Here is a 13,733-nt window from a genome sequence, read left to right as displayed (position 1 = left end):
ACCTCCACCCTGCAACGCAATTACCGGACGGGGGCCAACCCCCGCATGAGGCGAAAGTAGCGGGTATGTCGAGCAGGGCATCCCACCGTGTGGCGGTTCTTCTGGGCGGCCCTTCTGCTGAGCGGGAGGTGTCTCTGTCCTCGGGGCGCGAATGCGCCAAGGCATTGCGCACGGCGGGTTTCGAAGTGATCGAGATCGACGCGGGAGAGGATCTTCCGCAACGGCTGAACGATGCCGCGCCTGACTGTGTTTTCAATGCTTTGCACGGTCGCTGGGGCGAAGATGGCTGCGTTCAGGGCATGCTCGAATGGCTCCGTATCCCCTATACTCATTCCGGCGTTCTGGCCTCTGCGCTGGCCATGGACAAGGCCCGCGCCAAGCAGGCCTATGCCGCCGCGAACCTGCCCATCGTGCAATCGGTGATCGCCTCCAGGGCGGATGTAATGGCGCGGCACGTGCTGCCCGCGCCCTACGTCGTGAAGCCGAATAACGAAGGATCGTCCGTCGGCGTCTACCTGGTGATGGACGGCGCGAATTCTCCGCCGCAGCTGTCGGCCGAGATGCCCGAAGAGGTGATGGTCGAGACCTACGCCCCGGGCCGCGAATTGACCGTTTCCGTGATGGGCGAGCGCGCGCTCTGCGTGACCGAAATCATCACCGAGGGCTGGTACGACTATGACGCGAAATACCGCCCCGGCGGATCGCGTCACGTCCTTCCCGCCGAAATCCCCGTCGAGATCACCGAAGCCTGTCTCGATTACGCAATTCGCGCACATCAGGTGCTGGGCTGCCGGGGCCTCTCGCGTACCGATTTCCGCTGGGACGAGGGCAGGGGGCTCGCCGGTCTCGTGCTGCTGGAAACCAACACCCAGCCCGGCATGACGCCCACCTCGCTTTCGCCCGAACAGGCGGCCCATTGCGGCATCGACTTCCCGGAGCTTTGCGCCTGGTTGGTGGAGGACGCCTCATGCGGCCGCTGAACGGGACCCCGCCGCGCGAAGCCCCCGGGCATCGCAAAGGCCCCTCGGGCGGCATGGCTCCTCGCGTTTACCAACGCTCCAAACGTCCCGCGCGCCGCGATCCCGCGCCGTCGCGGCTCGCTTTCAAGCTCGAACGGCTGTGGCTGACGCCCGCCGTGCGCGCCTTCACCCGGATCGGCCTTCCGCTCGTGTTGATCGTTGCGGGCCTTGGGGTATGGCTCGGCGATCCCGGCCGCCGCGCCGAGCTGGTCGCGCAGGTGCAGGATGTGAAGGACGCGATCGAGCATCGCCCCGAATTCATGGTCAAGCTGCTCAAGATCGAGGGTGCGAGCCCCGAGGTCGCGCATGCCGTGCGCGCGATGCTGCCGGTGGGGCTGCCCGCGTCCAGCTTCGACATCGACCTTGATGCCTATCGCGATACGATCCGCCGGCTCGATGCGGTGGCCGATGCGCGCCTCGTGATCCGCCCCGGTGGCGTGCTCGAGGCCGACGTGACCGAGCGCGTGCCCGCGATCCTCTGGCGGCAGCCAGCGGGTCTGGAAATGCTCGACGCCTCCGGCCACCGGGTCGCCACGCTGATTTCGCGCGACGCGCGCCCCGATCTGCCGGTGATTTCCGGCATGGGCGCGGACAAGGCGGTGCCCGAGGCGCTGGAGATCATCGCCGATGCCGGTCCGATCCTGCCGCGCCTGCGCGGGCTGGAGCGGTTGGGCGAGCGGCGCTGGGACATGGTGCTCGATCACGATCAGCGCATCATGCTCCCCGAGACCGATCCCGTCGCCGCTCTCGACCGCATCCTCGCGCTCAATACCGCCGAGGATCTGCTCGCCCGCGATTTCACCGTGATTGATTTTCGAAACAAGGACCGTCCGACGATCCGGCTCAGCGATAACGCGCTCGCCGAATTCCGCCGGGTGCAGTCAGACATTCTCAAAGCGAGGGCCACGCAATGACCGATCTCTACGAGTTCCAGCGCGCAATGCGCAACATGCGTAAGGCAGCGATGCAACGGGGCGTGATCGCGCTCCTCGATGTCGGCAGTTCCAAGATCGCCTGCCTCGTTCTGAAGTTCGACAATCCCAACGGGACCGAGGATGAAGGCTCGCTGGCGGGTCACGCCTCCGTGCGTGTGATCGGGGCCGCGACGACGCGCTCGCGCGGGGTGCGCTTCGGCGAGATCGACGCGATGGCAGAGACCGAACGCGCGATCCGGACCGCCGTGCAGGCGGCGCAGAAGATGGCCAATACCCGTGTCGATCACGTCATCGCCTGTTTCGCGGGCGCCGAACCGCGCTCCTATGGTCTCGCCGGTGAGATCGAAGTGCAGGGCGATCAGGTCACCGAGGTGGATGTGAGCCGCGTGTTGGCGTCGTGCGATATCCCACCGCTCGGGGCAGGGCGCGAAGTGCTCCATGCGCAGCCAGTGAACTTCGCGCTCGACCATCGCTCGGGTCTGGCTGATCCGCGGGGCCATGCGGGGCAACGGCTCGCGGTCGACATGCATTTGCTGACCGTCTCCGACACTGCGATCCAGAACCTGATTTACTGCATCCGGCGCTGTGATCTCGAACTCGCGGGTATTGCGAGTTCGGCCTATGTTTCCGGCGTCTCCAGCCTTGTCGAAGACGAGCAGGAACTGGGCGCTGCCTGCATCGACATGGGCGGCGGTGCGACCGGCGTGTCGATCTTCATGAAGAAGCACATGATCTATGCCGACGCGGTGCGTCTGGGTGGCGAGCATGTCACCCGCGACATCGCGGCGGGGTTGCGGGTGCCGATGTCGGTGGCCGAGCGGATCAAGACCTTCCACGGCGGCGTCGTGGCTACCGGCATGGACGATCGCGAGATGATCGAGCTGGGCGGCGACTCCGGCGACTGGGAGAAGGATCGCCGCCAGGTAAGCCGGGCCGAGCTGATCGGCATCATGCGTCCGCGCGTCGAGGAAATCCTCGAAGACGTGCGTGCGATCCTCGATGCCGCAGGGTTCGAGCATCTGCCCTCGAAGCAGATCGTGCTGACCGGCGGGGCGAGCCAGATCCCCGGCCTCGACGGGCTGGCTGCGCGAATCCTCGGCCAGAATGTAAGGCTCGGGCGACCGATGCGGGTGCAGGGGCTGCCGCAGGCCGCGACCGGGGCGGGTTTCTCTTCCGTGGTGGGGCTCTCGCTTTTCGCGGCGCATCCGCAAGACGAATGGTGGGATTTCGAAATGCCGCCCGAAACGCTGGGCGGGCGCTCGCTGCGCCGGGCCATCCGCTGGTTCCGCGATAATTGGTGAAATGTTGCAAAAGTGAAAATCGACTGATCTCAGACGCCTGTCGCGCGAACTTCAAGTTCGCGTAGCGGCGGCGGTCTGACCGCACGATCCACACAATATCCTGACGTTTGCGCGAAATACCGCTGGTCACGGAATCTGGAGCTCCAGATTTTGTGGTTCGGGACGGTTTTTTGCGTGACGCTGCGGCGATTCATCGCTAAAATCGGTCTAATTTCCATCGAAATCGGCCTGGGACAGGGTCGGGCAGCAACAACAGGCGGACATACCACATGGCGTTGAATTTGATGATGTCAGAGCACGAGGACCTCAAGCCCCGGATCACCGTATTCGGCGTCGGGGGCGCGGGCGGGAACGCGGTCAACAACATGATCGAGCAGCAGCTCGAGGGCGTGGAGTTCGTGGTCGCGAATACCGACGCTCAGGCGCTGCAGCAGTCCAAGTCGCAGGCCCGGGTCCAGATGGGCACCAAGGTCACCGAGGGGCTGGGCGCAGGCGCGCGTCCCACGGTGGGCGCGGCCGCGGCCGAAGAGAGCATCGAGGCGATCGTCGATCACCTTGCCGGTGCGCATATGTGCTTCATCACCGCCGGCATGGGCGGTGGCACCGGCACCGGCGCGGCGCCGATCATCGCGCAGGCCGCGCGCGAGCTTGGCGTGCTGACCGTTGGCGTCGTGACCAAGCCCTTCCAGTTCGAAGGCTCCAAGCGGATGCGTCAGGCCGAGCAGGGCCTCGAGGAGCTCCAGAAGGTCGTCGACACGCTGATCATCATTCCGAACCAGAACCTGTTCCGTCTGGCCAACGAGAAAACCACCTTCACCGAAGCCTTCTCGATGGCCGACGACGTTCTGTATCAGGGCGTGAAAGGCGTGACCGACCTGATGGTCCGCCCGGGCCTCATCAACCTCGACTTCGCCGACGTGCGCGCGGTGATGGACGAGATGGGCAAGGCAATGATGGGCACCGGCGAAGCCACCGGCGAGGATCGCGCGGTTCAGGCGGCCGAGAAGGCGATCGCGAACCCGCTGCTCGACGAGATCTCGCTCAAGGGCGCGAAAGGCGTGCTGATCAACATCACCGGCGGCTACGACCTGACGCTGTTCGAACTCGACGAGGCGGCGAACCGGATCCGCGAAGAGGTCGACCCGGACGCAAACATCATCGTGGGTTCGACGCTGGATCCCGAGATGGAAGGCGCGATGCGCGTCTCCGTCGTCGCGACCGGCATCGACGCGCTGGCGAGCCCGGCGGAAATCCCGGTGCCGCGCCGCTCGCTGGCCGAGCCGCTGAAGCCCGCGGAAACCGCAGCCGAGGCCACCATCGAGCATGCACCCGCCGCAGCCGCCACTCCGGCGCCGCAACCGGCACCGCAACCGGCACCGCAGCCTGCGCCGCAGCACGCGCCGGCCGCTCAGGCAGCCCCGCAGCCTGCGCCACAACCGCAGCAGACCGCGCAAGAGCGGACCCTGTTCGATGCGCCCGCGGCGCGCGCCACGATGGATCAGCCGCGCGCCCACGAGGCCGCCGACGATCTGCCGCCGCCGGCCTACCGTCCGCAGTCTGCGCCGACGCAGGACCTGCATGTCGAAGACGGCGCGCATGACTATGTCGCACCGCGTCCGCGTCAGCCCGGCACCCCTTCGCCGGAGGCGCTGCGTCGCCTCGAGGCGGCGGTGAACAAGACCCCGTCGAACGCGCCCGCGCAGCGTCCGATGGCTGCGACTCGCCCCGCAGCGCAGCAGCAGCCGCAGCCGCAGGCAGAGCGTCCGCGTTTCGGAATCAACTCGCTGATCAACCGCATGACCGGTCACGGCCATGGCGAGCAGGGCCACGCGCCGCAGCAGCACGCTCCGCAGCAGCCTGCGCCGCAGCCCCAGCAGCAGCGTCCGCAGACCGCTCAGCCGCGCGCGGAAGCCTACGATGACGAGCAATCCGACGATCAGGATCGCATCGAGATCCCGGCATTCCTGCGTCGTCAGGCGAATTAATCGGTCACAAAGACTTCACGAAACATCGAAAAGGGCCTGCGCGAGCGGGCCCTTTTCTATTGGAGAACAAAGGTTTACGTCCTCATACGCGGTGTTCCGCCAGATCACGGTCGCAATGTTTCAGGCCGTTACAAAGAGTGAATTGTTAACCGCGCCCTCTCTGACTAACTGATGCTGCGGCTCCCGAACCCGTGTGTTCGTTGATCGCCAGAGAAAAAAGTTGTGAGGTCTATCGTGCAGACGACGCTTGCCAAATCCGTGGCCTTTTCCGGCGTTGGGCTCCATTCGGGCGCCCCGGTCGAGATGCATGTGCATCCGGCGCCGTCGGGCCATGGCATCGTGTTCCGTCGCACCGATGTGTCCGGCGTGAACCCCCGCGTATCCGCCTTGTGGAGCAACGTGCCGAGCGCGACGCTCTGCACGCTGATCGAAAACGAGGATGGCGTCCAGGTCTCGACGATCGAGCATCTGATGGCGGCACTCGTCGGTTCGGGCATTCACAATGCGCTGATCTCGCTCGACGGGCCTGAAGTGCCGATCCTCGATGGCTCTTCGGCCCCGTTCGTCGCCGAGTTCTGCGAAGCCGGTCTGCGGCACCTCGCCGCGGAACTGCGCGCGATCCGCATCCTCAAGCCAGTCGAAGTGCGCAACGGCAAGGCCGTCGCGCGGCTCGAACCGGCCGCCAGCCTCGAGATCGATTTCGCGATCGACTTCACCGACGCCGCCATTGGCCGTCAGAGCAAGCGTCTCAAGATGGCCAACGGCGCCTTCGTGCGCGAGCTGATGGACAGCCGCACCTTCTGCCGCCTCGCCGATGTCGATGCGATGCGCGAGAAGGGGCTGAGCCTCGGCGGCACCTTCGAGAATGCCGTGGTCGTCGATGGCGACAAGGTTCTGAGCCCCGGCGGTTTGCGTCACGCTGACGAACCCGTGCGCCACAAGATGCTCGACGCGCTTGGCGATCTCGCGCTCGCGGGCGCGCCGATCCTCGGGCGGTATCGCGGCAACCGCGCGGGTCACGCGATGACGAACCAGCTTCTGCGGGCGCTGTTTGCGCGCCCCGATGCGTGGTGCTGGGAAACCTGCTCGCCCGCACAGGCTTACAGCCTGCCCGGAGCTGGTGTATGCTCGGCAGCGGCACTGGCATCGGCCTGAACGCATCGCGGCCCGGTCACGGGTTCGCGGGCATCGGGAAAAGGGGCATCAAAACCCGCAAAGGCATTTTGCGCCCCGGATTTTTCTGTGCTAGGACATGCCGAACGGCCTCCGAACCGGGGCAGTGATTGACGGGTCCGGGGCCTTTCTCCGGCAACGAAAGAGGGATGGGGCAGGGCATGGCGCGCGGCAAATTAGCGGCAGCGAAACTCGGGGCTCTTGGTCTTGTTATGGCGCTTTCCGCCTGCGGTCCTGATCCGAACAAAGCACCGAACCTCGAAAACTTCACGGCCAAGCAAATCTACGAGCGCGGCGAATACGAGCTCGAGGTCGGCAATCCGCGGCGTCCCAACACCGCGCTGAAATATTTCTCCGAGGTCGAGCGGCTTTACCCCTATTCGCAATGGGCCAAGCGCGCGTTGATCATGGAAGCCTATGCTCAGCACAAGGCGAAGAATTACGAAGAAGCCCGCGCCTCGGCGCAGCGATTCCTCGACACCTATCCGGGGGACGAAGACGCGGCCTATGCGCAGTATCTTCTGGCGCTCAGCTATTACGATCAGATCGACGAGGTCGGCCGGGATCAGGGCCTGACCTTCCAGGCGCTGCAGGCGCTGCGCGACGTGATCGAGAAATACCCCGATTCCGAATATGCCCAGTCGGCTATGCTGAAATTCGACCTGGCCTTCGATCACCTCGCCGGCAAGGAGATGGAGATCGGGCGCTACTACCTCAAGCGCGGTAACTACACGGCGGCGATCAACCGCTTCCGCGTTGTGGTGGAGCAGTTCCAGACGACGACCCACACGCCCGAGGCGCTGGAACGTCTGGTGGAGGCCTATCTCGCGCTCGGCATCACCGATCAGGCGCAGACCGCCGCGGCGATCCTCGGCCACAACTTCCAGTCCTCGCCCTTCTATCAGGACGCGTACAACCTGCTGCAAAGGCGTGGGTTGAAGCCCGAGGCGAAGGGCGACGGGTGGCTGTCCAGCGTGTATCGACAGGTGATTCAGGGCAAGTGGCTCTGATCTGGGCCCTCATGGTCTGACATGCTTCATTCGCTGGATATCCGCGACATTCTGATTATCGAGAGGCTCGAGCTGGACTTCGGTCCCGGCCTCAACGTGCTGACCGGCGAGACCGGGGCGGGCAAGTCGATCCTGCTCGATTGCCTGGGCTTCGTCCTTGGTTGGCGCGGGCGCGCGGAACTCGTGCGTCAGGGCGCCGATCAGGGCGAGGTGACAGCGGTGTTCGAACTGCCCTCCGATCACCCCGCGCGCGACGTGCTGGCCGAGGCCGGCATTCCCGTAACTGACGAGTTGATCCTGCGTCGGGTGAATGCGCGCGACGGGCGCAAGACTGCGTGGATCAACGACCGCCGGGCGAGCGGCGACGTGCTGCGGCAAGTCTCTGCCTCGCTGGTGGAACTGCACGGTCAATCCGACGATGGCGGCTTGTTGAACGAACGCGGCCACCGCGCGCTGCTCGATGCCTTCGCGGGCCATTCCGAGCTGCTGGAGGCCACCCGCTCCGCCTGGAAAGCGCGCGCTGCTGCGGCGCGCAAGCTTGAGGCGGCGCGTAGCTCACTTGCGGCCGTGAAAGAGGAAGAGGAATTCCTGCGCCACGCCGTGAAGGAATTCGACTCGCTCGATCCCAAGCCCGGAGAGGAAGCCGAACTCGACGGTCAGCGCCGCCTGATGCAGGGTGCCGCAAAAATCCGCGAAGATGTGTCCCGCGCCTTTGCCGCTCTGGGCCCGGAAGGGGCGGAGGGGATGATGCGCGACGCCGATCGCTGGCTGCAGGGCGCTGCGGACCGGGCCGAAGGGCGACTCGACGCGCCGCTGGAGGCGTTGGAGCGCGCGTTCCTCGAATTGGGCGAGGCAGCCCAAGGCGTGGAGACCGCGCTTGATGCGCTCGATTTCGACCCGCATGCCTTGGAGGCCTGCGAGGAACGTCTGTTCGCGATCCGCGGTTTGGCCCGCAAGCATGGCGTGCTGGCCGATGAACTGGCCGATTTCGCCGAAGGCCTGCGCGAGAAGCTTGCTGCGCTGGACGCGGGCGAGGAGGGGATCGGTGCGCTAGAAGCCGACCTCGCGAAAGCCGGTGCAACCTATGACAAGGCCGCCGTGGCCCTGTCGCAGGCGCGCGCCGAGGCCGCGGGGCAGCTCGATGCCGCGATGGCGGGCGAGTTGGCTCCGCTGAAGATGGACCGCGCCGTGTTCGAGACGCGCCTGTCCGAGGGCGAGCCCGGGCCGGAAGGCACCGATACCGTGCGCTTCACCGTCGCCACCAACCCCGGCGCGCCGGCGGGCCCGCTCAACAAGATTGCCTCCGGAGGCGAACTGTCGCGCTTCCTGCTGGCGCTGAAAGTCGTGCTCGCGCGCGGCACCGATACGCTGACCCTGATCTTTGACGAGATCGACCGCGGCGTGGGCGGAGCCACCGCCGATGCCGTGGGGCGCCGCCTCGCAAAGCTGGCCGAAGGGGCGCAAGTCCTCGTCGTCACCCACTCTCCGCAGGTCGCCGCCCGTGGCGCCACCCATTTCCGCGTCGCGAAATCGGTGACTGACGGCATGACCACGTCCGAGGTCCGCGCGCTGGCCACAGCAGAGCGCACCGACGAGATCGCCCGGATGATCGCCGGCGCAGAAGTCACCGACGCCGCTAAGGCTGCGGCGCTGGACCTGCTGAAGGGGTAGGGGAGCGCCGCTTACCCCGCCTCCACGACGAACTGCGCGGCGACGATTTGCCAGCCATTCGGCGTCAGTTCCAGCGTTGCGGCCAGCGTGCAGCCGATGCGGCCGGCATCGGCGCCGTTCTCGGTGATGATCCCGGTCAGGACGAAGCGCTGCAGTACGACCGCTGCCTCGGCGCCGACAGGGCGCGATTTGGCCTTGCCGGTCACCAGCCGCGCGCGCGAGAAGGCGCCGGCGAGTTCGCCTGCGAACAACTCCGCGATCTGGGTGCGACCGGAGGCGACTCCACCCGTCAGCGAGATGAAATCGGCATCTTCCGCGAAAAATCCCGCAAGCGCCTGCGCATCGCGCGCGCCCCAGGCTTTTGCGAAGGCGCGGGGCAGCGCGTCCGGAGTCTCGAAGCTCATTCGTCCTGCTCCACCAGTTTACCGGGATTGAGAATGTTCTGCGGGTCGAGCGCGCGTTTGATCTGGCCCATCACGTCCCAACCCGCGCCATGCTCGTCGCGCATGTAGCCCGTCTTGCCCATGCCGATGCCGTGCTCGCCAGTGACGGTGCCCTGCATCTCGAGCGCGCGTTCGGCCATCTTCGCGGCCACTTTCTTTGCGCGTTTGAACTCGTCCTTATCCTCGGGATCGAGCAGCAGGACAGAGTGGAAATTCCCGTCGCCGACATGGCCCACAACGGGACCGATCAGCCCGGCCTGGATGATGTCGCGCTTGGTCGCGGCCACGGCCTCTGCCAGCCGCGAGATCGGCACGCAGATATCGGTCACCAGTCCCATGCAGCCGGGGCGATGCGCGATCGTGGCGGGGTAGGCGCCGTGACGCATCTTCCACAGCTTATTGCGGTCCTCGGTCGTCGTCGCCCATTGGAAATCTGCGCCGCCCATCTCGGCCACGACTTCGCCGAACCGCTCGGAGGCCTCGGCCACACCGCTTTCCGAGCCGTGAAACTCGATCATCAGATGCGGTTTCGCGGGGAAATCGGTGCCGTTGGCCTCGTTGAAGATCTGCGCGGTGAGGTCGTCGACGAATTCGATCCGCGCCATCGGGATGCCCATCTGGATCGTCATCTGCACCGTCTCGACCGCCGCTTCCAGCGTATCGAAGGCGCAGACCGCAGAGGAGATAGCCTCGGGCTGGCCATGCAGGCGCAACGTCAATTCGGTGATGATCCCGAGCGTGCCTTCCGAACCCAGCATCAGCGCGGTCAGGTCATATCCGGCGGAGGATTTCTTCGCGCGGCTGCCGGTGCGGATGATGCGGCCATCGGCCAGCACCACTTCCAGCGCCGCCACATTGTCGCGCATCGAGCCATAGCCCACCGTCGTCGTCCCGCTCGCCCGGGTCGCCGCCATGCCGCCAAGCGAGGCATTCGCGCCCGGATCGACCGGAAAGAACAGCCCCGTCGCGCGCAGATCCTCGTTCAGCGCCACGCGAGTCACGCCGGGCTGGACGCGGACCTGCATATCCTCGGCCAGAACCTCCACCACTCGGTCCATCTTCATCAGGTCAAGGCTGACCCCGCCGCGCACCGGCACGGCGTGTCCCTCCAGCGAGGTGCCCGTGCCGTAGGGCGTGATCGGCACGTCATGCGCGGCGCAGATCTTGACGATCTGGCTGACCTCTTCGGTGCTGGTCGGATAAGCCACGGCATCGGGGGGTGAGAAGGGAAACCACGTCTCGTTGCGGCCATGTTGGTCGCGCGCGCCTTTCGAGGTATCGAGCCGGTCGCCCAGCAAAGTTTCGAGTTCCGCCAGCGCCTCTGCCAGTGCCATGCAACGCCTCCCATGTCTTGCTGCCAAAGGTTTAGGCTCAGCCGCGCGGGAGTGAAAGGGTTTCAGCGGATTGTCGGCGGTTTTTGTCTCGGATCAAGGATTTGTCGCGAATCTTTGCCTAGGCAGCAGCGTGCAGGTCTCGCAGACTTGCAGTGCAGGAAAAAGAAGGAGCGCGCCAATGATGTTCGAGAGCCGGAAATGGGACGAGATCGAGGTCGGCCAGTCAGCCGAATTGAAGCGGCTATGCACTGCCGACGATTTCTACGTTTTCGCCGCCGCCTCCGGCAACCACAACCCGGTTCATCTGGAGGCCGAGGATGGCGATGGCGACGGCCAGAAGGAGGCCTACGCGCCGGGCATGTTCGTGGCGTCGCTGATCACCGCGGTCCTGGGCAACCTGCTGCCGGGGCCGGGGACACTCTACCGCGCGCAAAGCCTGCGCTTCCATGATCACGCGATGGCGGGTCAAGAGCTCTGCGCCCGCGTCGAGGTTCTCGAGAAGCTGCCCGGCGAGCTGCTGCGGATGAAGACGGAAGTGCGCCGTGTGGGCGATGACGCGCTGATCGTCGAGGGCGAGGCCGAGGTCCATGCCCCGCAGAAACACCTGAAATTCGATGCGCTCGAAGTGCCCGGCCTGATCTCGCAGCGCCATCGCCATTTCGAGAAACTGCTGGAGAAGGCCGAGCCGCTGCCCGATCTGGTCACCGCCGTCGTCTGCCCCGAAGAGCCGGTGTCGCTCGACGGTGCGCTCCTCGCCGCCGAACATCACCTGATCGAGCCGCTGCTGATCGGCCATCCCGAAAAGATCATGTCCGTCGCGAAAGAGCTCGGCCGCGACGTGACCAAGTTCGAGATCCTGCCCGCCGAGACCGCCCGCGATGCCGCGCGCATGGCGGTGCAGCTGGTCAACGAGGGGCGCGCCGGCGCGGTGATGAAGGGCCATCTGCATACCGATGCGCTCTTGAAGCCGATGCTCGACAAGAATACCGGGCTGCGGATCGGCAAACGCTTCACCCATGTCTTCGTCATGGATGTGCCGGGCGTTGTGCATCCGCTGATCGTTACCGATGCCGCGATCAATATCGCGCCGGATCTCGAGACCAAGGTGCATATCGTGCAAAACGCGATCGACGTGGCGATCTCGATCGGGATCGAGGTGCCGAAAGTGGGCGTGCTGTCTGCAGTCGAGACCGTGACGCCCGCGATCCCGTCGTCCCTCGATGCGGCGCTGCTGTCGAAAATGGCAGAGCGCGGGCAGATCACCGGGGGCGAAGTCGATGGGCCGCTCGCGATGGACAATGCGGTCGATCTGGCCGCCGCACGCACCAAGGGCATCCGTTCCGCCGTGGCGGGCCGGGCCGAGGTGTTGGTCGCACCCGGGATCGATTCCGCGAATATGCTGGCCAAGCAGCTCGCTTACATCTCTCACGCGGAAGGGGCGGGGCTGATGCTGGGCGCGAAGGTGCCGGTGATCCTGAACTCGCGCTCTGATAGCGGGATGGCGCGGCTGGCCTCCGCTGCCGTGGCCTCGATCCACTACCACCGCACCTGCGGGGGCCGCGCATGAGCACCCGTGCGATCCTGACACTGAACTCCGGCTCGTCCTCGCTGAAGCTGGGGTTGTTCTCGGAAGACCTCGAGACGCTCGCGCTTGGTCATGTCGACCGGATCGGACGGCGCGAGGCGGCGATGAAACTCAGCGGACCCGATGGATCGCCACTGCCGCTGCCCGCCGCCGCGCCAGATGACTTCGTCACCAATGCGGCGGCGCTACACACTGCGCTTGCGGCCTTCCAGTCGGCCTTTCCCGGGCTGGAAGTGATCGCGGTCGGCCACCGGATCGTGCATGGCGGGATCGACCACGCCGCGCCGGAACCCCTGTCCGAGCCGCTCATGGCGGAATTGGCCAAGCTCGCCCCCTTCGCGCCGCTGCACCAGCCACATAACCTCGCCGGTGTCCGTGCCGCGGTCGATACCTTCCCCGGCACGCCGCAGGTCGCCTGCTACGACACCGCCTTTCATCGCGGCCATCCCTTCGTCAGCGACACATTCGCGCTGCCGCGCCGCTATTACGAGCAGGGGGTGCGCCGCTACGGCTTCCACGGGCTGAGCTATGATTTCATCAATGGCGAACTGACGCGGACCGAGCCCGAGTTGCACAAGGGGCGGATGATCGTGGCGCATTTAGGCTCGGGTGCGTCGATGTGCGCGATCGAGAACGGCCAGTCCGTCGCCTCGACAATGGGGTTCTCCGCGCTGGAAGGCCTGCCGATGGGCACACGCCCGGGCGAACTGGACCCCGGCATCCTGCTCTACATGATGGATCAGGAGGGGATGAGCCCGTCCGAGATTTCGACGCTGCTCTACAAGGAATCGGGGCTACTGGGCATGTCCGGCATTTCCAACGACATGCGCACGCTCGAGGCCTCGGACGATCCCAAGGCAAAAGAGGCGATCGATTATTTCTGCTTCCGCATCAAGCGTCAGATCGGCGCGATGGCGGCGGCGATGGGCGGCCTGGACGGGATCGTCTTTACCGGCGGGATCGGGGAGAACTCGGCGCGCGTGCGCGCGCAGGCCTGCGACGGTCTGGGCTTCCTCGGGGTCGCGGTCAATCCCGACGCCAATGCCGAGAATGCGCGCGAGATCGGGGCGGGCGCGGTTCGGGTTCTCGTAATCCCAACCAACGAGGAAATCGTCATCGCGCGGGCGGCGAAGGCGGTACTCGACCTTTAGACGACGGCGTATGCTGACCCTGCGGGACGCTCCGCGGGGGATATTTGGACCAATACGAAAGAGGGGACCCAGCTTTTCGGCTTGGTAAAAATATCCCCGCCGGAGGCATCCCCGGCATACTGTGCG

11 protein-coding genes are annotated in these 13,733 nt (G+C 65.7%); 9 read left to right on the top strand and 2 right to left on the bottom strand.

From position 1 onward, the window contains the following. Positions 1-65: 65 nt before the first annotated feature. From B6V72_RS13815 to recN, 7 genes are all read left to right on the top strand, one after another. Entirely contained in the window at positions 66-980 is a 915-nt protein-coding gene (locus B6V72_RS13815) for a D-alanine--D-alanine ligase (RefSeq protein ID WP_088735821.1), read from the top strand. After that, positions 968-1,933, top strand: coding sequence for a cell division protein FtsQ/DivIB (locus tag B6V72_RS13810; protein ID WP_088735820.1), 966 nt, complete (start codon positions 968-970; stop codon positions 1,931-1,933). The genes B6V72_RS13815 and B6V72_RS13810 overlap by 13 nt, the downstream gene beginning before the upstream one ends. Next, a complete protein-coding gene (gene ftsA / locus B6V72_RS13805; protein ID WP_075775601.1) occupies positions 1,930-3,255 on the top strand; it encodes a cell division protein FtsA in 1,326 nt (441 codons plus the stop codon). The genes B6V72_RS13810 and ftsA overlap by 4 nt, the downstream gene beginning before the upstream one ends. 269 nt (positions 3,256-3,524) lie before the next feature. Beyond that, on the top strand, positions 3,525-5,240 hold the full coding sequence (gene ftsZ, locus B6V72_RS13800; RefSeq protein WP_088735819.1) for a cell division protein FtsZ: 1,716 nt from the start codon (positions 3,525-3,527) through the stop codon (positions 5,238-5,240). A gap of 234 nt (positions 5,241-5,474) precedes the next feature. After that, on the top strand, positions 5,475-6,395 hold the full coding sequence (lpxC, locus tag B6V72_RS13795) for a UDP-3-O-acyl-N-acetylglucosamine deacetylase (protein WP_088735818.1): 921 nt from the start codon (positions 5,475-5,477) through the stop codon (positions 6,393-6,395). Positions 6,396-6,574: 179 nt separating this feature from the next. Further along, a complete protein-coding gene (locus tag B6V72_RS13790) occupies positions 6,575-7,423 on the top strand; it encodes an outer membrane protein assembly factor BamD (RefSeq protein ID WP_075775738.1) in 849 nt (282 codons plus the stop codon). 21 nt (positions 7,424-7,444) lie between these two features. Then, positions 7,445-9,094, top strand: a complete 1,650-nt coding sequence (gene recN, locus B6V72_RS13785) for a DNA repair protein RecN (RefSeq protein WP_088722593.1) — start codon at positions 7,445-7,447, stop codon at positions 9,092-9,094. An 11-nt stretch (positions 9,095-9,105) separates the two neighbouring features. Here the strand turns inward: recN and B6V72_RS13780 are convergent, their stop codons facing one another. Further along, positions 9,106-9,498, bottom strand: a complete 393-nt coding sequence (locus tag B6V72_RS13780; RefSeq protein WP_075775597.1) for an SgcJ/EcaC family oxidoreductase — start codon at positions 9,496-9,498, stop codon at positions 9,106-9,108. Further along, complete coding sequence (locus B6V72_RS13775; RefSeq protein ID WP_088735817.1) at positions 9,495-10,871, bottom strand: FAD-linked oxidase C-terminal domain-containing protein; 1,377 nt, start codon at positions 10,869-10,871, stop codon at positions 9,495-9,497. Before B6V72_RS13775 ends, B6V72_RS13780 begins: the two co-directional genes overlap by 4 nt. A gap of 178 nt (positions 10,872-11,049) precedes the next feature. Between B6V72_RS13775 and B6V72_RS13770 the strand changes: the two genes are divergently transcribed. Together B6V72_RS13770 and B6V72_RS13765 are read left to right on the top strand one after the other, a co-directional pair. After that, entirely contained in the window at positions 11,050-12,438 is a 1,389-nt protein-coding gene (locus B6V72_RS13770; protein WP_088722596.1) for a bifunctional enoyl-CoA hydratase/phosphate acetyltransferase, read from the top strand. After that, positions 12,435-13,607, top strand: coding sequence for an acetate/propionate family kinase (locus B6V72_RS13765; protein ID WP_088735816.1), 1,173 nt, complete (start codon positions 12,435-12,437; stop codon positions 13,605-13,607). The genes B6V72_RS13770 and B6V72_RS13765 overlap by 4 nt, the downstream gene beginning before the upstream one ends. Positions 13,608-13,733 lie beyond the last annotated feature (126 nt).

This window comes from Thioclava sp. F34-6 (assembly GCF_002213235.1).
In the GTDB taxonomy this organism is placed as follows: Bacteria; Pseudomonadota; Alphaproteobacteria; order Rhodobacterales; family Rhodobacteraceae; genus Thioclava; species Thioclava nitratireducens.
This window is presented reverse-complemented; position numbering and strand designations above follow the sequence as displayed.

Bases quoted from the DNA above. Each gene is read 5' to 3' on its own strand.
- B6V72_RS13780 (WP_075775597.1), bottom strand. From the start codon at position 9,498: ATGAGCTTCGAGACTCCGGACGCGCTGCCCCGCGCCTTCGCAAAAGCC.
- ftsA (WP_075775601.1), top strand. From the start codon at position 1,930: ATGACCGATCTCTACGAGTTCCAGCGCGCAATGCGCAACATGCGTAAG.
- B6V72_RS13770 (WP_088722596.1), top strand. From the start codon at position 11,050: ATGATGTTCGAGAGCCGGAAATGGGACGAGATCGAGGTCGGCCAGTCA.
- recN (WP_088722593.1), top strand. From the start codon at position 7,445: ATGCTTCATTCGCTGGATATCCGCGACATTCTGATTATCGAGAGGCTC.
- ftsZ (WP_088735819.1), top strand. From the start codon at position 3,525: ATGGCGTTGAATTTGATGATGTCAGAGCACGAGGACCTCAAGCCCCGG.
- B6V72_RS13815 (WP_088735821.1), top strand. From the start codon at position 66: ATGTCGAGCAGGGCATCCCACCGTGTGGCGGTTCTTCTGGGCGGCCCT.
- B6V72_RS13765 (WP_088735816.1), top strand. From the start codon at position 12,435: ATGAGCACCCGTGCGATCCTGACACTGAACTCCGGCTCGTCCTCGCTG.
- B6V72_RS13775 (WP_088735817.1), bottom strand. From the start codon at position 10,871: ATGGCACTGGCAGAGGCGCTGGCGGAACTCGAAACTTTGCTGGGCGAC.
- B6V72_RS13810 (WP_088735820.1), top strand. From the start codon at position 968: ATGCGGCCGCTGAACGGGACCCCGCCGCGCGAAGCCCCCGGGCATCGC.
- B6V72_RS13790 (WP_075775738.1), top strand. From the start codon at position 6,575: ATGGCGCGCGGCAAATTAGCGGCAGCGAAACTCGGGGCTCTTGGTCTT.